The sequence below is a fragment of the Bacillus sp. YKCMOAS1 genome, assembly GCF_030268125.1.
GTDB classification, from domain to species: Bacteria; Bacillota; Bacilli; order Bacillales; family Bacillaceae; genus Bacillus; species Bacillus safensis.
Genome location: NZ_BSEI01000005.1, coordinates 1 through 18694, shown reverse-complemented (window position 1 = coordinate 18694; position 18694 = coordinate 1). Strand labels below are relative to the sequence as shown.

21 protein-coding genes and 1 tRNA gene are annotated in these 18694 nt (G+C 39.6%); 6 read left to right on the top strand and 16 right to left on the bottom strand.

All coding sequences use genetic code 11. From position 1 onward, the window contains the following. Window positions 1-41 precede the first annotated feature (41 nt). The 10 genes from QSJ46_RS15040 to QSJ46_RS14995 all read right to left on the bottom strand — a co-directional run bounded on the left by QSJ46_RS15040 (window position 42) and on the right by QSJ46_RS14995 (window position 8352). Entirely contained in the window at window positions 42-323 is a 282-nt protein-coding gene (locus QSJ46_RS15040) for a hypothetical protein (protein WP_041089539.1), read from the bottom strand. Beyond that, the gene (locus QSJ46_RS15035; protein WP_285604941.1) at window positions 320-1225 is read right to left on the bottom strand and encodes a PqqD family protein; all 906 of its coding nucleotides are present in this window, start codon (window positions 1223-1225) and stop codon (window positions 320-322) included. Before QSJ46_RS15035 ends, QSJ46_RS15040 begins: the two co-directional genes overlap by 4 nt. Beyond that, complete coding sequence (locus QSJ46_RS15030) at window positions 1209-2675, bottom strand: hypothetical protein (protein ID WP_039177376.1); 1467 nt, start codon at window positions 2673-2675, stop codon at window positions 1209-1211. Before QSJ46_RS15030 ends, QSJ46_RS15035 begins: the two co-directional genes overlap by 17 nt. Further along, window positions 2653-3399, bottom strand: coding sequence for an ABC transporter ATP-binding protein (locus QSJ46_RS15025; RefSeq protein ID WP_058838756.1), 747 nt, complete (start codon window positions 3397-3399; stop codon window positions 2653-2655). The genes QSJ46_RS15030 and QSJ46_RS15025 overlap by 23 nt, the downstream gene beginning before the upstream one ends. A 115-nt stretch (window positions 3400-3514) precedes the next feature. Then, complete coding sequence (locus tag QSJ46_RS15020; protein ID WP_003211695.1) at window positions 3515-3727, bottom strand: hypothetical protein; 213 nt, start codon at window positions 3725-3727, stop codon at window positions 3515-3517. Between the two features lie 541 nt (window positions 3728-4268). Then, window positions 4269-5411: an FMNH2-dependent alkanesulfonate monooxygenase gene (gene ssuD / locus QSJ46_RS15015; RefSeq protein ID WP_285604940.1), complete on the bottom strand. Its 1143-nt coding sequence runs from the start codon at window positions 5409-5411 to the stop codon at window positions 4269-4271. 17 nt (window positions 5412-5428) lie between these two features. Next, window positions 5429-6259, bottom strand: coding sequence for an ABC transporter permease (locus tag QSJ46_RS15010; protein WP_039177367.1), 831 nt, complete (start codon window positions 6257-6259; stop codon window positions 5429-5431). Beyond that, window positions 6256-7233 (bottom strand): aliphatic sulfonate ABC transporter substrate-binding protein, encoded by a 978-nt coding sequence (locus tag QSJ46_RS15005; protein WP_371412179.1) that lies wholly within the window; start codon window positions 7231-7233, stop codon window positions 6256-6258. Before QSJ46_RS15005 ends, QSJ46_RS15010 begins: the two co-directional genes overlap by 4 nt. Before the next feature lie 29 nt (window positions 7234-7262). Continuing rightward, window positions 7263-8030 (bottom strand): ABC transporter ATP-binding protein, encoded by a 768-nt coding sequence (locus tag QSJ46_RS15000; RefSeq protein WP_285604939.1) that lies wholly within the window; start codon window positions 8028-8030, stop codon window positions 7263-7265. A gap of 166 nt (window positions 8031-8196) precedes the next feature. Beyond that, window positions 8197-8352, bottom strand: a complete 156-nt coding sequence (locus QSJ46_RS14995) for an FbpB family small basic protein (protein ID WP_039177358.1) — start codon at window positions 8350-8352, stop codon at window positions 8197-8199. Between the two features lie 265 nt (window positions 8353-8617). Between QSJ46_RS14995 and QSJ46_RS14990 the strand changes: the two genes are divergently transcribed. After that, the gene (locus tag QSJ46_RS14990) at window positions 8618-9913 is read left to right on the top strand and encodes a homocysteine synthase (RefSeq protein ID WP_039177356.1); all 1296 of its coding nucleotides are present in this window, start codon (window positions 8618-8620) and stop codon (window positions 9911-9913) included. A 41-nt stretch (window positions 9914-9954) separates the two neighbouring features. Here the strand turns inward: QSJ46_RS14990 and lepB are convergent, their stop codons facing one another. Together lepB and ltaS are read right to left on the bottom strand one after the other, a co-directional pair. Next, entirely contained in the window at window positions 9955-10521 is a 567-nt protein-coding gene (gene lepB, locus QSJ46_RS14985; protein WP_047202849.1) for a signal peptidase I, read from the bottom strand. 155 nt (window positions 10522-10676) lie between these two features. Next, complete coding sequence (gene ltaS / locus QSJ46_RS14980) at window positions 10677-12620, bottom strand: lipoteichoic acid synthase (protein ID WP_058838710.1); 1944 nt, start codon at window positions 12618-12620, stop codon at window positions 10677-10679. A 540-nt stretch (window positions 12621-13160) separates the two neighbouring features. Here ltaS and QSJ46_RS14975 point away from each other — a divergent pair. The 5 genes from QSJ46_RS14975 to QSJ46_RS14955 all read left to right on the top strand — a co-directional run bounded on the left by QSJ46_RS14975 (window position 13161) and on the right by QSJ46_RS14955 (window position 15956). Beyond that, complete coding sequence (locus QSJ46_RS14975) at window positions 13161-13964, top strand: DUF2262 domain-containing protein (protein ID WP_107163788.1); 804 nt, start codon at window positions 13161-13163, stop codon at window positions 13962-13964. Between the two features lie 18 nt (window positions 13965-13982). Then, entirely contained in the window at window positions 13983-14672 is a 690-nt protein-coding gene (locus tag QSJ46_RS14970; RefSeq protein WP_047202847.1) for a DUF1963 domain-containing protein, read from the top strand. Window positions 14673-14736: 64 nt separating this feature from the next. After that, the gene (locus QSJ46_RS14965; protein ID WP_047202846.1) at window positions 14737-15006 is read left to right on the top strand and encodes a hypothetical protein; all 270 of its coding nucleotides are present in this window, start codon (window positions 14737-14739) and stop codon (window positions 15004-15006) included. 144 nt (window positions 15007-15150) lie between these two features. After that, window positions 15151-15348 carry a hypothetical protein gene (locus QSJ46_RS14960; RefSeq protein WP_039177342.1) on the top strand — a complete coding sequence of 66 codons (198 nt, stop codon included), beginning with the start codon at window positions 15151-15153 and terminating at the stop codon, window positions 15346-15348. A gap of 62 nt (window positions 15349-15410) precedes the next feature. Beyond that, window positions 15411-15956, top strand: coding sequence for a histidine phosphatase family protein (locus QSJ46_RS14955; protein WP_106025354.1), 546 nt, complete (start codon window positions 15411-15413; stop codon window positions 15954-15956). Window positions 15957-15986: 30 nt separating this feature from the next. Here QSJ46_RS14955 and QSJ46_RS14950 read toward each other — a convergent pair whose 3' ends face one another. The 4 genes from QSJ46_RS14950 to QSJ46_RS14935 form a co-directional block, all read right to left on the bottom strand. After that, a complete protein-coding gene (locus tag QSJ46_RS14950) occupies window positions 15987-16691 on the bottom strand; it encodes a hypothetical protein (RefSeq protein ID WP_285605031.1) in 705 nt (234 codons plus the stop codon). A gap of 16 nt (window positions 16692-16707) precedes the next feature. Beyond that, window positions 16708-17502 carry a phosphotransferase gene (locus QSJ46_RS14945; protein WP_047202844.1) on the bottom strand — a complete coding sequence of 265 codons (795 nt, stop codon included), beginning with the start codon at window positions 17500-17502 and terminating at the stop codon, window positions 16708-16710. A gap of 381 nt (window positions 17503-17883) precedes the next feature. Beyond that, window positions 17884-18309 (bottom strand): hypothetical protein, encoded by a 426-nt coding sequence (locus tag QSJ46_RS14940; protein WP_285604938.1) that lies wholly within the window; start codon window positions 18307-18309, stop codon window positions 17884-17886. Between the two features lie 187 nt (window positions 18310-18496). Then, window positions 18497-18578, bottom strand: a tRNA-Leu gene (locus QSJ46_RS14935). Window positions 18579-18694 lie beyond the last annotated feature (116 nt).

The following is an 18694-nucleotide window of genomic DNA, read 5'->3' as shown; positions in this document are numbered from 1 at the left end:
AAATTTGGTTTTTCATACAAAAAAAGATTAGGAGAATTCTCCTAACCTTTCGCTCTTTTCTGCTTTATTGCTGATAGGCATGCCACAATGAGAAAACTCGCAGCAAAAATCACAATCATATAAATAAAAAAGTTTGGCTTGATCTGAAAAGTAAATGCGGACGAGCCTTCCATTTCAAAAGCGAGACTGTTAAATAATAAAGCATCATTCGTTTTTGATTGAAATAAATGATAGAACAATACGCCGATTGTCAGCATCGGAAAGCCTAAGAACCCTAGAAAACCACCAACTATTGCGCCTTGTTTCATCGCCTGTACGTTCATGATCGTTGTCCTCCCATTCCCCCAAGCAATAGCTGCTTCATAATGGATTTACCATCCCCCATAAACGGAAGAAGATAGAGTAATTGGATAAAATACGAGATTGAAAAAATGAAAAAACCTGTTGAAACCGGATTTTCTTTTAGAAATAAAATGGTCACAATGATGCCTGCTGCGCCAATCACACCGGGAACGAGCGGTCCAAGCAGCGTGATCCACACCTGCTTTTTCTGAAACGGATCTAACACGGGTCTTACAAACTTCACTGACATCATGTCACTCGCAAAAAAGCCTTGAGGACCATCTCGCCCTGCAAATTTTCGATGCGCATAGCCATGTGCCGCCTCATGTAAGGCAGTTCCGGTAATTAACCCGAAATAAATAATCGTAAAATAAATGGCAATGGCTGCAATCGATGGATCAGGAATGAATAAAAAAGCGAGCCCTGCCATGACCATAAAAAGTAGCCAGAAAAAGATGATTTTACGCGTCACCATGAGCAAAGCCGTTCCAAAAATGTGAAGGAACGAGTGACCAGTACAATCAAATCGTTCCTTCATTTTGACTTGATACTGCTTGAAAAATTGACAGCAGGCTGTCACAATCCGATACGGTGAATGATAATGAATGGACAGCAAGTGATGCTGATTCAATCCCGTCATCAGCTGATAAAAGTCACGAGCAATCACCGACTCATCGACCTGAAATAAATCGGCGAGCTCTGCGGTAATACTCGCTTCTGTCCTTTTACCGTCCACTTTCGTTAACATATGATAGGCACTTTCATTGATCGGGAGTGTGCTTCCATACTGCGTATCCGTAAGATGCCTCTTTTGTAAGGTCACATACGGCGCTAGTTCCGGTACCCGCTCAATCTTTAGCTTATTGTTAAGAAGTTGAATCATGTGAATACCTCCATGAAAAACCTTTGTATATGGCAAAGATGAGCAGACCCTCAAATGCAGCGACAAGCAGCCATTGAAGCATTTGACTCGATGCCCCTATGACATAGTTCCCAATAAAAACAATCGGAATCATGAGTAAAATAAGCGCTCCAAATGAAAATATGCCTGTGTAGGGATTGTTTCGATCAAGAGGAAGTAAAATACCTACTACATAAAAGAGCGCAGTGGCATTGCATAAGACAGCCGCACCAATCAACGCGTGCCAAATTTGATCAGGAAGCGTCAGCGTTGTCAGCATGAATAAAACAATTTGCAGTACACCAACAAGCAGAAGACCGATAAACTTGTACAAAGCCACTTCCCAGGATCTCAGGCCAAATGTTTTATACATCCCCAGCATTCGTTTATCATTGCCAAACGAATTGAAGGCTGTTAATCCAGCAAGAGCACATAGAACAAAAAACGCTTCTTCTTCAAAGCGGAATCCAAATTGATAACGAACGAATAAGATCACTATGAGAAGAATAAGAAAGTTTAAAATGTTTTCTTCATTCCGTACCTGTGACTTCATTTCCTTCACAATAAGTGACCACTTTTTTGAAGAAGAGAATGGCATCTTGTGTAAAAAGGTTAACGCTTTTTTCTCTGCCATAATCGGCATCATCGCAAGAGAAAGAAATGCGCCGCCTGCCGATAAGAGGATGAACAGAATCAAGATGGCATAATTCACCCCTTCAGGAGACATTCCTTGTGCCGCTAAGAAAAACGGTGCTGTAAAATACATCAAATGATAATCAAACTGTAGATATGATTGCTGAATTTGGCTAATATCAAAATGCGTCAATCCATACGCCACAACGAGTGCCAATAAAACAAATATCGCTGCAAATTTTTGCAACGGTAATTTTAATTTCAAAACGAGTAAATAAGTGATATTGTAAATAAACTGCAGGAGCATTAAGACAAAAAGCGACTGCAAAAGCACCATCAAAAAGAAAGTAAAGATAAAGAAAACACCTATTCCCTGGGCAATAAAATTAGGTAAAAGCAGAATACCGATAAAAAATAAAACAAGTCCTGCCACCACTGTCACCATCGGAATGAAGTATCCAAAACTTTTCTGAAAGGTAGAGAGCGGAAACCAGCTGAGCTGCATAGAAAATCGGTCTTGTTCAGGTGTTCTGACCTTGATCAAAACGAATAACAAGCTTGTAAAAATAGAGGCATTGATCGCCATTGAGACAACGAGTAATCCAAGTGACCGTTCATCTCCATTTAAGAAAGCCTTCATAAAGACACCTGTAAAGCTGTATCCGATAATAGCCCCCATTGTGACGGCAAACAAAAAGAATAAGACCACAATGATCCGCTTCGTTTGAGTATCAAAGAGCTTATACATTTCCTGCTGCCACATTTTAAGCATCATTTTAGAAATGATTAATGATTTCATCAAAATGTGCACCCCTATCACTTAACATTGAAGCTTTCAGAAACACCTGTTCCAGTGTGCTTGATTGATACTTCTCCTTTAAGGCTGAGACTGTCCCTTCATCCATTTTATTTCCCTTAGAAATAATGGCGATTTTCTGGCACAGCTCTTCCGCTGAAAGCATATCATGCGTTGAAAGCAAGATCGCACCATGGTGCTCGGCATACCGCTTCATCAGTTTCTTTGTGTTTATAACCGCTTCAATATCAAGTCCTCTAAAGGGCTCATCCATGATCACCAATTGACTATCAAGCATAAAGGCAGCAATCAGCTGTGTCTTTTTTTTCATCCCATGTGAATAGGTTTCGATCGGTCTTGATAAAGCCGAGTCCATATCAAACAGTTCAATTAGTTGATTTCTTCTGTGAATTGTTTTACATTCATACATAGAAGAAACAAACTCTAAATATTCAGCACCAGTCAATGCTTCAGGGAGCAGCAGATCATCTGGAACATAGGCTACTTGTTTTTTAAAGGATGGTTCATCATTAGTGACGCCCTGCAAATGAATTTTTCCTTCTGTATGCTTAATGATGCCGAGTATACAGTTAATCATCGTTGTTTTACCCGAACCATTCGGTCCAGCAACAGCAACGATTTGATGAGGGTTGATCTTTAAATGAAAATCATTGACAGCAGTCACGTTATTTTTATACGTTTTGGTTAAATTCTCGATCGTAAACATATAACCTCCAAGTGTCTGCATTTTCTTTAAAAACAGATCAGGCTAAACCGCCCGCCACAGACGGTTTAGCCCTGGTGTCTTATCTAAGAAGTAAAAAGATGAATCCTAAGTATAGCTACTTACATTCAATTTGGACTTTTAAGCCACTTTCCCACTGAACGGCTCCTGTAAAGCTACCCTTGCCGTTTGCTAAACACCAAACTGCTGCTCCTAGAACGACTGTTGCTCCCAATCCAAGAAGGACAGCAACAAATACTAAGAACCAAGCTTGGTCCATAATAGCAGGTTCCATAGTGGAATAGTCAACTTGCGGCGCTGCATAAGTCATACTTTTCACCTCCCAGCTTATGATGATCGTATCATAGGCGTCACACGCCAAACATCTACAGAACATCCCATTTTTGACCGAACATACATTTGATTAAAACGTGACTTTTTATTCAATTATTCACTTTCATCTGTTTAAACCCTCTCTTATTTACTAGATTTTAACACCTCTTAAGAACCACAAAACCCATTTAATGTCATTTGCACCATCTTTTTTCTTCCCTTTTTCAAATAGTCCATATTTATCATCTATCATTTTTATTCTTTCTTTTTTGTGAGATAGAAAGAATTCCCCCGATATATCAGATATAAAAGTCCTGATTATATGTCGTAATAACATCAATTATGAAATATTTACTGATCATTCCGATAAAAGAGTGAGTATATTTTCCTTCTTCTCTTGACTCTGAAAATATGTATATACAAGAAAATCGATTGGGAAAAAAGCCCTTACCTTGTTCAGCAGTACACAACATATGACTCGCTCCTATTCTATGAAAAAAAGCAAAGCAGCCATCGCAGACTGCTTTGCTTTTTCATATTTATGAGGAACTAGCAGCAGAGGCTGCATCTGGAAAATGATTGTTCCCAATGATTTCACCAGCTGGCACAGAGAGTCCTGTATCCCCCGATCTCTTGAATGGAAGGAGCGGGAAAACAAGCTCTGCTAAATAATAAGCTTCTTCTAGGTGCGGGTAACCAGAAAATATAAATGTATCAATGCCTAGAGACTGGTATTCTATGATACGATCTGCTACTGTTTGCGGATCTCCGACGAGTGCTGTTCCTGCACCGCCGCGTACTAAGCCAATGCCTGCCCAAAGATTTGGGCTGATTTCAAGCTTGTCTTTTCTCCCTTGATGCAAATCCACCATTCGTCTTTGACCTACTGAGTCCATCCCCTGTAAAACTTTTTGCGCCTCATCAATTGTTTTTTGATCCAAATGGTGAATTAGATGTTCTGCTGCCTGCCATGCCTCCTCTTCGGTATCTCTCACGATCACATGAAGACGAATGCCAAACTTCACCGTTCTTCCTTCCTTTTCAGCCTGTTTCTTCACTTGAACAATTTTCTCTTTTACTTGTGCAGGCGGTTCGCCCCAAGTTAAATAGACATCTGTATGCTTGGCGGCCGCTTGAATTCCTGCTGCTGATGATCCGCCAAAAAAGACTGGTGGATGGGGAGTTTGAGCTGGCGGGAATAACAGCCGGCCATTTTCTGCTTGTAGATGTTTTCCATGAAATTGTACATTTTCTCCTTTCAATAACCGCTTCCAAATCGTCAAAAACTCTTCTGTTGCCTCATAGCGTTCATCATGAGAAATAAATAACCCATCTCCTTCAAGCTCCTCTTTACTTCCCCCTGCTACCACATTAATCAGCAGCCTTCCACCTGAAAGACGATCTAATGTAGACGTCATTCTAGCAGCAACAGACGGCTGCATAAGCCCTGGTCTAAGAGCCACGAGAAACTTTAAATGAGTGGTTTCAGCAGCTAAAGCAGCTGCCGTCAGCCATGGATCTTCACATGACCTCCCAGTCGGCAGCAAGACCCCTGTATAACCAAGCTGATCAGCTGCTTGAGCAATCTGTTTAAAATATGGATAGTCTGCCTGTCTTGCCCCTTTTGCTGAACCTAAATAACGGCCGTCTCCATGTGTTGGAATAAACCATAAAATATTCATGACATCGCCCCCTGTTATTATTCACCTTGATAACTAGTGCGCCACTTGAGCAGACGCTTTTCTAACAGACGTACAAATGAATCTGTCAGCTTACCTACTACTGCAAAGATGATAATTCCGACAAACACTTTATCCGTTTGAGAGAATTGCCTTGCATCCATAATCATATAGCCGACGCCGCTGCTTGAACCCATTAACTCAGCTACCACTAAACCTAGCCAAGCAATTCCTAATGACAGCCTCACGCCCAGAAGAATATGCGGAAGAGCAGCCGGTAAAATCAGTTTTGTGATGCTTTGATACAGATTAAACTCTAAGGCGCGGGCCACATCAAACAGCTTATTATCTACACTGCGAATACCAAGAAAAGTATTAATATAAATCGGAAAAAAAGCCCCAAGTGCAATCAATAAAATTTTCGCCGTTTCATCAAAGCCAAACCAGAGGATGAATAAAGGGGTGACCGCTAAATGAGGAACGGTTCTCAGCATTTGCAAGGTCGGATCTACATACTGCTCTGTTTTTTTAGAAAACCCTACGCATACGCCCAGCATAAGACCTAAGCCTCCCCCAAGTAAAAATCCACATATTGCTCGATAAAGACTGATGTAAAGATGGCCAAACAGCTCACCAGAACGTATCAACTCTCGAAAGGATTCAGCAATCAAAACGGGCGAAGGCAATACAGTGGAAGAAACAATTTGAGAACCAGCTATAATCTGCCAAACCGCAATAAGTAGAACAGGTAATACCAGTCCCTTTAACTTATATAAAGAAGACGCTTTTCTCCTTTTTCTCTTTGACCGCTCAATTTTAGATGCTAAAGCCGGGTTCGAAATAGCTTTCATTCATCCATCTCCTCTTTCAGCATTTTTTCAATAAACGAATTATCTACAACCTGATTGACATCAATTTTCCGCTGGATCGCCTTTGTTTTATATTGAAAATCAGCGGTATGCTGCTGAGCATTGATGATCTTCTTCGAAATGGGCTTATTGAGTGGTTCCGTATTGTTTAATACTTGTGTGACGACCTTCTTATCTAAATTTTTTAAACGCGCATATAGAGTAACAGCCTCTTCTGGATGTGATTTCTGCCACTTCACCGCATGGTCATATACCTTTAAAAATTTCACCACTAGTTCAGGATGCTGATCAGCAAACTGAGTGCGAACAAGTGTGAAACCTGGAGAATATAAATCAGTCGCTTCCCCATTCACCAGCAGCTTTGCTCCTTTCTTGATCGTTTCAAGTGATAAGAACGGCTCCCAGATCGACCAAGCATCAACGGATCCATTTTCAAATGCTGATATCGCTTCATCTGGCTGAAGCTGAATGATCTGAACATCCTTCGCAGATAAACCTGCCTGATCTAATACCTTGTATAAAAAATCAAAGCCACTGCTCCCTTTAGCGACAGCAATTTTTTTCCCTTTTAAATCTTCTACTTTTTGAATCTCACTGTTCTTATTCACTAAAATACCGTTCGCTTTCAGCCCATCCTGAGATAAACCAATTTCCTTAAAATCAATACCCGCTGCCTGACCTGCTATGACAGGTGAGTTTCCAACTTGCGAGAAATCTAATTGATTTGCAGCAAGTCCTTCAAATTGGGGAGGACCACTTTGAAACTCCACCCACTTTACCTTCACTCCTTCTTTTTCAAATGATTGTTCAAACCACCCTTTTTCCTTTGCTAAAAGCAGCGGGCTCAAACTTTGCTGAATCCCAATCCGAATTTCTTTCACCTTGTTTTCTGAACCGTCTGCTGCTTGACCACACCCTGCTAAAACAAGGAGAAGACTCAAAAAAATCACGATCATTTGTATCTTTTTCATGCGATTTCCCCTCCCTAAATCCCTGATCCATCAGTTAGTAACAATTCATCTGTTTTCTCAAATTCCGAAAGCACCTTTTGTCTTAAATGTTGAAAAGAGGTTGACGTTCTATCACGCGGAAAAGGCAGATTCACAGGAAGAATTTTATGGATTCGGCCAGGTCTCGCTTGTAAGAGCACAATTACATTTCCTAAATAAATCGATTCATCAATATCATGAGTAACGAGCATCATCGTTGTTTTTTTCTCCTGCCAAATGTCCAGCAGCACATCCTGCAAGTGTTTTCGTGTGAATGCATCCAGCGCACCAAATGGTTCATCAAGCAATAAGATCTCCGGATCACGAAGGAGTGCTCTCGCAATGGCAACCCGTTGCGACATTCCTCCTGAAAGCTCATGTGGATAGGCATGTTCAAATCCTTTTAATCGAACAATTTCAATCAATTCATCCACTTTGCGGCGTACATCCTGTTGTTTTAAATTGAAATTGGCCGCTATGTTTTCTTCGACTGACAGCCATGGAAACAGGCGGTGTTCCTGAAAGATAAAGCCCTGTTTCATTCCTGGTTCTGTGACCCGTCTGTCTCCTATCAAAATTTGCCCATCATACGCTGTGTCGAGCCCTCCTATGATTTTTAGCAACGTACTTTTTCCGCATCCACTTGGACCTATCACTGTTACAAATTCCCCGGGAATGATGTTCAATCTTAAGTCTTCAAGTACCCGAATGGTCTGTTTGTCTTTCCAAAAGGATTTATCCGCAATATCAATTGAAATCGTCATTGAAACCCTCCACTCCTCTTGCCATCAGATAAATACACAGAAAGGCCCTTATCCCCAAAAAAAGAGATAAGAGCCTTCGTGTTGTCCGATCAGCTAATCATATTGATTTGTTAGCACCATCCTAAATCATATTAATCCCATAAATCAACTCAAATTTATAAAATAGTTATTTTGTCCTTGTATGCTTTTCATCAATCCGATCGTAAATCGCTTCTATTCGTTCCTTGCTGCTGTAAATCTCATATTTGTTCCGCTCAATTAAGATGTCTAGTGTGATATCCATGTGTTTTCTGTATTTTTTTCGTTTTTTCTTTTTTTCCATCTTCATCATCCTTTCTCATTCAAATAAAAAAAGGCTCTTCACTCATGCTTGAGTGATAGAGCCTTCGGTTGACCGATCAGCCATTCTTGTTCGCGTTTTCAGTATGCTCATGTTAATACATACTATTCCTACCTGTCAACTATATTTATTGTTTTTTCAGATTTATCTAAAAAATGATTGACCGAGCAGTGAACAAGATTTATAGTCTTATTAAATATTTCTTATCAAAACAGTTGGTTTTATCTAACAAAAGGAGGATACACACATGTCAGAAGAACGTCCATTTCGTTTAGAAACAAAAGCCATTCACGCAGGTCAGGAACTTGATTCAGCGACCTATTCAAGAGCCGTGCCTATTTACCAAACAAGCTCCTTTGGTTTTAGAGATAGTGATCATGCAGCGAATTTATTCGGTCTTCAGGAACCGGGAAATATTTATTCACGTATTATGAACCCGACAAATGACGTATTTGAAAAGCGTATCGCAGAGCTTGAAGGTGGGATTGGTGCACTTGCTGTTTCTTCTGGGCAAGCAGCGACGACTTATTCTATTTTAAACATTGCAGGAGCCGGGGATGAAATCGTTTCCTCAAGTAGTCTTTATGGCGGCACCTACAATTTATTTGCCCATACACTCAAAAAACTCGGAATTACAGTAAAATTCGTCGACTCATCCAACCTTGAAGAACTTGAAGCAGCGATCACAGACAAAACAAAGGCAGTGTATGCAGAGAGCATTGGGAATCCAAAAGGCGACATTTTACATATTGAAGCCATCTCAGCCATTGCACACAAGCATCATATCCCGCTTATTGTAGACAATACACTCGCCAGCCCTTATTTATTAAGACCTATTGAGTTCGGTGCAGACATTGTCGTCCATTCAGCGACGAAATTTATTGGCGGTCATGGTACATCAATTGGCGGCGTCATCGTTGATAGCGGCCGATTCCCTTGGGCTGACAGCGATAAGTTCAAAGGGCTGACTGAACCAGATCCAAGTTATCACGGTCTAACATATACAGAAGCTATTGGAGAAGCGGCTTATATCACAAAAGCACGAGTACAGCTCTTACGTGATTTAGGGGCAGCTCTGTCGCCATTCAACTCATTTTTACTTCTGCAGGGCTTAGAAACATTACACCTTCGTCTTGAGCGGCATAGTGAAAATGCGTTGAAAACAGCACAGTTCTTACAGGATCATCCTCTTGTCGATTGGGTAAGCTATCCGGGCCTTGAAAGTCACGAATCCTATGAACTTGCTCAAACCTATTTACCAAAAGGACAAGGCGCGATCCTCACATTCGGAATCAAAGGTGGACGTGAAGCAGGTAAAAAGCTCATTGATTCTGTGAAACTTTTCTCCCATCTCGCAAACGTGGGCGATTCTAAATCTCTCATCATTCATCCTGCCAGCACAACGCATCAACAATTAAGCGAGGCAGAACAAAAAGCGACAGGTGTCACACCAGAGCTCATTCGTTTATCCGTTGGAACAGAAGCGATTGAAGATATTCTTGCAGATCTTGAACAGGCGATTACAAAAAGTCAGTCTGAATGACATAGAAAAAAGCACACGGCTGTGTGCTTTTTTCTTGTTTATTAATGATTGAGTAATCGAATGTCTTGGAAAGGATAAAATACAAATGAGGTAGTTCCTTGAATATCGCGCTTTGTAAAAAGACCTAAGCCGTTGCGGCTGTCCATTGAATTTTGGCGATTGTCCCCCATGACAAAGTACTTTCCTTTTGGAACAGTCAGAGGGCCAAAATCAGGTGTCAGCAAAGTACCATCTGCCGCTGCTTTCTTTTTGTTTGACGCTAAGTAAGGCTCTGCAACTTTTTTCCCATTAACAAATAGCTGATCATTTTTCATTTCAATTTTATCACCAGGTAAACCAATCAATCGTTTGACATAATGAGTGCTGCGATCTTCCCCATCAAGAACAATGATCTGTCCCCGTTTATAATCACCGAAATAATCAACCGTTTTATTCACAAACACCCGCTCTGTGTTATGCAGTGTTGGGTCCATAGAAGTCCCTTTCACAATGTACGGTGCGAATAAAAAGTTCCGAATGATAAAAACAGCAATAAATGCGATTAAGATGGCTTTGATCCAGCCCCATAATTCTGATTTCTTTTTTTGTGTTTTTGTATTTGTTGTCATAAGCTCCTCCTGAATTCCCCAAGGACGAAATGTGTGTCACCAGCTGCCAGCCGGCGTCACGCTTGTTTCTCCCTAAATATAAACATATTTTGCCAACAAATCAAGCAAAGAGAGAGAAAAAGGCAAGCACCTTTCTGTGCTTGCCCAAAACTCAGTTAGTTAGCAGAAGAATCCGCTTCTTTTTCTTTGTTTGCTTTACCATAGAAATAATCCGATGGATTCACTGGTTTGAAATCAGATAACTTATGGAATCGAAGAAGATCCCTATAGAGCACTTTATCTGAAAGACTTAACTGATTATCAACACGGGCTTTAATCGCCTCTGTCTTTTTATTTTGTTTCACCACTTTACCCGTTTTCGTATCATAAACGGTATTATCGACAAGTGTGTATTTCGGTGTCACATAGTTTCCATTACGGAAGGCAACAGTCTCATCATGCTTTTTAGAGAATAAGTCTGTTCCAAAATTCACGAATTCATTTGAATCGATACCTTGTAAGTGAAGAAGTGTTGGCATCACGTCGACTTCACCACCATACGTATGGTTCACGCCGCCCTTCTTACCAGGAATACGAATCATGAGCGGAACACGCTGGTTTTGTGCATTTTGATAAGGAGTGATTTCTTTCCCTTGAATTTCACTCATTGCACGGTTATGGTTCTCAGAAATACCGTTATGGTCACCATACAATAAAATGACTGAGTCTTTATACATACCTGATTTTTTCAAGTCTTTGAAGAATTGCTCTAATGACTCATCTAAATATCTTGCTGTTTGGAAATAGTTATCGACTGTTTTATCGCCCGTTGTTGCTTTAGCGATTGTCGCATCTTTTTCATCTAAATTAAATGGATAGTGATTTGTCAGTGTCATTAAATGTGCATAAAATGGCTTTTTCATTGATTCTAGCATTGGGATTGATTCTTTGAAGAACGGTTTATCCTTCAGACCCATATTCACAAGGTTTTCTTCATCCATGTTGTAATAGGAAGCATCAAAGAATTGATCAATTCCCATATGTTTATAAATCGTGTCACGGTTCCAGAAAGATTTATAGTCCCCGTGAAGAACTGCACTCGTATAGCCTGCTTTTTGATCTAGGATGGCAGGTAGTGATTGGAAGGTATTTTCACCCTTTGTCACAAATGCTGCTCCCTCTGGCAAGCCAAACATACTATTATCCATCATCAGCTCAGCATCAGATGTCTTCCCTTGACCAGTCTGATGGAAAAAGTTATCGAAATACGTAAAGTCATCTTTCCCATGAGCCAGTTTGTTTAAAAATGGAGTCACTTCTTCTCCATTTAATTTGTAGTCAATTAAGAAAGACTGGAAGCTTTCTAAATGAATTTTAATAATGTTTTTACCTTTTGCTTTTCCAAAATACTCTACATTTGGCTTCGCATAGTGAGAAGACGTATAGTTCACAACATCCGTTAAATCTTCACTGCTTGCATTTGCAACCTGCGTTGCGTTTTGTGCTGCTTGTACCCCGTCATAAATCGTATAATTGTAAACACCTAAGTATTTGACAACATACTTATGATCAAAGGTTCTCGTTAATAATTCTGGACGATCCTTTTCAGCCAAATGAAGGTTTACAAAGAACAGTCCAATACCTGCAGCTACAATCAGCAGTGCAAACGTCTTTTTCATTTGGAACTTCTTCACTTCCGGTCTCCAAATGACAATCGCAATCAAGATGATGATATCAAGGAAGTATAAAAGGTCATGCGGCTTAATGCTTGCTAACACACCGCCAGTCATGCCTCCCCCAAGATTTCCTGCCTGCTTCATTGTTGAGAAAGTCAAAAAGTCATCAAAGAAACGGTAATACGCTACATTTGCATATAAAAGTGCGGTCATAATAAAATCAATAACAATTAAAACAATGGCAGATTTACGCCCCTTCAAAAAGAGAGCAAGTCCAAAAAACACAATGGCTGAACTAAATGGATTCAATAAGAGAAGCCCCTCTTGAAAAGAACCTTTTACTCCTAAATTAAAGTCCATTTTGTAGGCTGTGTATGATTTAGCCCAGAATAATAGGACAGCCAAAACAAAAAAGCTATATTTGTTCGCAAATATTTTTTTCATAAAACCTCTTCTTTCTTATCATCGTTCTGATATAAATGAAATCATAAAAAATTTACATTCATTTTGCAAATGTAAATCTTCTTCGTCAAGCATTCCGATGCTCTGTCTCCGCCGGATACATGCGCTCCTTTAATATAACGAACGAGAGGCATCATAAGTTTCAAAAAAAATACGAGTAAATAAAAGGAAAAATATCCATTTACATTAAATTTACGCACACTTCATGTTTTAGTGGATGAAGAAGGTTTTGTAAATCACTCAGTATTACTTTACTTTTTTCATCTATTCGTGTCAAAGTAATTATAAAGAAAAGGAAGAATCACCTAGGCTTTTCGACTCACTTACCCAAATTTATACAAAATTCGATCCATGCTTCTTTTATTGTGACTCAACCTTCATTAATCCATGTACCTCCTAAAAAAACAGTTTTAAACAAAAAAAGCTTGATTTCCCCTACTAATGTGCGGTGTGATTAAGAGGTAGATTTTGATCATATCATCCTTATGTTCATGACAAAAAAATCGAGCTGGAGGACATCACATGAAGATTAACAAACAAATCAACACTTTTGAAGGAAGATTTTCAGAAGATATAGTCACTATCATTGCTGTTACAGGACCTTCTGGTGTAGGGGCAGGAAAAGCAGGACAGGCACCTCTTTGGACCGCTTCTATTCCACTAATTGCCTGGAAGGAAAACGGCCATATCACAAACGAAAATGTAAGACTTTGCTGGTTAACAGATGACGAAGGATTGAGGGAAAAACAGGCACAATTACATAAAGAATCAATCGTTACACTCCAGGTCCGAAAGGGCGAAGGTGAATTCATGCTTGTATCTTTGATCAATACAGATACAAAGGATCAAGCACTTCAAGAAATTTTAGAACAAGCCCAAAAGCCTGTGTTTTATCATGATGACATACTTGGAACCTTTGAGTTAGTGAAAGGACTAGACTTATTTGAAAAGACGATCCAATGGAGCAATGAAGAGTGCCTTCTCTACTTCAACCTCGAAGAAGATGAAAAAATAAATGACTCTCTTTCTACAGCAAAACAACTCATACAAGAACAAGCTAAATGGGATTCTTCTATTAAATCATTTGCCGCGAATCAGCTGATAGATCTAGCAAAGGATTGGCAGGAACAAGACGAATCAGTTGAAAAGCAAGAAGAACTCACACTGAATCAATTTATGAGCCGCATTTCACTTGAAAGCCTGCATGTTTACCCTGAGGGAGAGTTTGAAGTCTACTATCATGACGGTGATTTATTTTGGGGACATGTCATTATTATCACAGGAAATATAAATGGCACATTTCATGATGCACACATTGCAGGCTAACAGCTGGAGGGACATTAGATGGAGATCAAAGCTTTTCAAGAATTAAATCTAATTGGGAAAACGCCAGCCATTGCCAAAATAGGCGGGTTCCGTCCTGATCCAGCTGTACACAGCTGGTTTGCAGGCCATTTTTTCATCGATCCTCATCAGGGCTGGCCGACAGATCAAGATGGTGCCATGATTCCGATCTTACAAATTTATTTACCAGAAGTGCCAGGAGGAATGAACGGCTTCAATGAGTGTAAACTGATTCAAATTTTCCTCAACCAGAAGACACTTCCGATTGATATCACCAAAAACGGCGAAGGCTGGAAGCTCATTGAATATGCATCAATCGAAGGTTTAGAAGTAGCTGAGACTCCTGAAGAAGTGAGAGGACTCAAACCCTTTCAAATCCAATGGAACAAAAGTGAGCAAAGGGATTTCCCTTGCTGGGAAGAAGCATGGTCATATGTGGATCTAACAGAAGTAAACGAAAGTGAAGAAGCGACAGACCACTTTTTTAATCAATACACAAATTATTCGTTCACAAAAATCGGTGGATATGGGGCGTATATTCAATCCCCACCCCATCAACAACAAGGCGAATTTATGCTGCAAATCGCCTCAGAAGAAAAACCTCGTTTCATGATTGGTGATAACGGCACGATGTATTTCTATTATGACAAAGAATCAAAAGAATGGTTTATGCACTGGGATTGTTTTTAACGTTTATTGAATGAAACCTTGCCTTCTCCTAAGCGTAATGAATAATATGAAAGGAGGAAGCAAAATGGGATTCATTTTAGATATCTTTTCACTTGCTGTGTATATCCCTTTTCTAAAAGTGGATGAAGAGGAGATCTCGAGGAACGCAGCACATCTCAAAAAATATAGCTGGTTTCAGGCACTATTACATGATCAAACTTGCAGGGAGCTCATCATTTATGATCCCGGTGTCCGGCGTGTCATAGGCAGGTTTAAAACGGAGAAACTCCATAAGAAGCGATACAACTTAAGATGCGAACGTAAATTACTACAAGCATTACAACGCGCAATGTAAACTGAAACAACAAGAGCCGCACTTTCCTGTGGCTCTTTTTTTACCAATTGAATCGTTCCTTTTGAAGAAAACATTTGACGCCTGGACAACTCTCCCCGTATATTATGTATAAATCCATCTTTTTCAAAGAAAAGGGGGCCTCACATGCGCTTGTTTAAGAACTGGAGAAAAAAGCAGCCTGCACAGCAAGTCGCTTCAGAAAAACAAGAAGACAGCATCCAAATCAACTTCTCCACACTTCCCTTTGGCACAGACACCGTCGATGATTTTTTGTTCAACCTAGACCTGACCTCCAAGCTCACAGATCCCTATAAAGAAACAGATACGAACAAGCTTACCTAGATCTTCGCAAATCCTCATCCAATACTGGATGATTTTTTTATACTCAATGAAAGGTGTATCCAATGAAAACATATTATATCGTCAGACACTGCCAAGCAGATGGACAATCTAAAGATGCAGCTTTAACACCACAAGGCATCACTCAATCTCACGAACTGTCACAGTTTTTTTCCAGCATTCATCTTAATCAGATTATCTCAAGTCCTTATAAACGAGCGATCCAAACTACTGAGCCCCTTGCTCATGCAAAACAGCTCGAGATAAAAATCGATCAACGCCTCTCTGAACGTGTGTTAAGCAGTAAGCCAATAGACAATTGGTATGAGAAGCTAAAGCTTAGTTTTACAGACTTACATATGACCTGTGAAGGCGGAGAATCGAGCCAAGAAGCCATGAATCGTATTGTAGAAGCGCTCCACGAACAAATAAAATTAGAAAAAGATCATACCCTATTCATCACACATGGCAATATCATGAGCCTGCTTCTTAAACACGCCGATCCAACGATTGGATTCGAGGAGTGGGAAAAATTAAGCAATCCAGATGTCTATATCCTGAAATATTTCAAACCAGATCATGTAGAAATAGAACGAATATGGCATAAATAAACGGCAGAATGAATTCTGCCGTTTCCTCATCTATTGTTGATAATAAAAAGCCTCTACCCACTCATACGGCTTCTTACGCTCCGCACACCATTTCATGAAGCCTCTTGTCTCCGTTTGCTGAAATTTCTTCCAGTCCGATAAAAGCTGATCATAATAGGCTGCTTGTTTTTCAACATTAGTACGAATCCTCTTATCTTCAATCAGCATCATGACATCTTCAATACCTTGAATTCGCTCTTGGTCTTTCTCATAGGTGCTTAAATAAAGATCTTCATGTATATGATGAAACGAATACCATAAAGCCGATAAATAGGTTTCGCAAATTTGAACAATGACACGCTGCTCACTGCTGCCTCCAAACTCTAGCGCTTTCAATAAATAGGGCAGCCCTTCTCCCTGATGTACAAACAAGCCCTGCCAGCGATATGGTCTCACATCCATTGGGTCAACCTTCTCCCACTCTTGCAGAACAGGCTGAATCACCCCAATTATCAATGGATACACAAGCAAATGATGACCATCCTCAAACCGTTCAATCTTCTCAAATAGCCAAGCAACAAATAAACGCTGTACTTCAAAATCGTTCTCTTTCATTTCTTCAATAAAGGCCTGAAGAACTTTTAGCGCATCTTTACGCAGGCCCTGTTCTTTTTTCACACAGTACTGTCTAAAAAGAGGATAATCATGTGATCCCTCGTCTTCAATGATGGTCTGTAATATCGTATTCGTTTGCAATAACAACGCCGCCTCTTTACATCCAATCTTTTCTATGTTCATGAATGAATTGAATGTCTTTTTGATAATGCTCAAGGTGCCCCTCATGAATCATGTTTTGAAAAGCGATATCCCCTTCACTCGCTTTTCGTTTCATGTACTGACATAACCCTTTTAAACGCAACAGCACCATATCCAAATAATCTTCTGCTATTTCCTCACCATAAGCTTCAAAAAACAGTTTGACTCTATGTTTTATCTGGTCTGCATGGTCTGATGAATGATAGTTCACGATATCTCCTGTTTTGGTGCGAAAAAACCTACTGATAGGTACACATGTATACAGAGTATATGCGATATCCCAAAGCCTTGGACCAGGAGCAGCTACATCAAAATCAATAATTCCTACTGGTTTTTCGTTATTGAAAATGATATTGTACATAGCAAAATCATTATGGCATACAACCTCTATGTTGTTAGGCGTATTGTCCATTCGTTCCCAATCGTCTGAAATGGGAAAATCACAAACAGCATCATGATACAGTCTAAGCATTCTCGCTATTTCTTTTAAGGCTTGGTGAGAGCACATGTATTCTTTTAAGGGATCATGGCCAGCTTCGCCTTCAATGAAAGACAAGATCTCTCTACCTTTTTCATCAACCCCTAAAAACTTTGGAGCATAGGAGAAATTCTTTTTTTCTAAATGCTTTAGCAGCTTTCGTATATTGATATTGTCTGACTTTACTTCTCGACGAACCGTATCTCCCGAACGATATACGTTCGAGACATTGCCACCTGTCAATAACTCTTCATGGTCATTTTGTTTTTTCATAAATTCTCCCCTAAAATTGGGTCACAATGATGATGTCAGCTATAGATGTGTATGTATCCCCAAATATTCATTTAGTTACACAAAGGTTGTACACTGTTTTATGTGAATGTGCTGCCTTACATGGTTAAATGTATCTTATCAAATGTTGCAAATCATCTAAAGATTATTCTGCTAAAAGAAGTACATGCTCATTATTTTCTATTTTTAATAACCACAAAAACGTTTACCACAAGGGTGAAACGTTAGGTTCACGGTAAAAACCAATCATGAAACTTTTAATAGATACCGATGGCCGGAGCTGAACCGGCAATCCATGATAAATTATTCCTAAAAGGCAAGGTATACCCTCTTAAAGTAAAGTACCCGTTTATGAAATAACAATCAAAGTTCTTCTTGATATATCTCTGATTTTATCGGCTTTAAACTCAAAGGTATTTTAAACTCATGAATACTTTCAATATGATTAAAAAAATGATCGATATCGTCATAATCCATTGACCATTCTTCTACCACCTTTAACTTTTTTAACTCGCTTGTTGGTTTAAATAAAAATTCACAGTGTAGTTGTTCCATGTGAGAATAATCATCTTCTTCATAAACTGTAAACTGACGTACAAGGTCAAAATGAAATAGTTCCTCTCCTGTAAAGTCATAGACACCACACTGAAATAAAATTTCTTTATCTTCTTCGCCCTCAACTGTCTCCTTTGAAAAAGCCTTAAATGTTTCCCAAACCTTTTTTATATCATCGGTATCTTCACCAATGCTATCTTTAAGATAACTTTCAGCATTTTTAACCGTAACCATTACAACACCTCTCCTATGTACAATTTATCTCATCCTTCTTCAATTATCCAATGGAAGCAATTTTGTCGTGTGAAAAATCAGCTAAAAAACAAATAAAAAACGCCCTCCTACAATTTGTAGAAAGACGTCTTAAACGTTGATATTCCTTAATTCTTATGTAATGAATGAAAGAATATCTAAAACTAGATACCGGTGGCCGGGGTCGAACCGGCACTCCGTGAGGAACACGATTTTGAGTCGTGCGCGTCTGCCAATTCCGCCACACCGGCATGATCATTAAAGAGCGCATCTTATATTAAAAACAATGGTGCCGAGGGCCGGACTTGAACCGGCACGGTAGTCACCTACCGCAGGATTTTAAGTCCTGTGTGTCTGCCAATTCCAC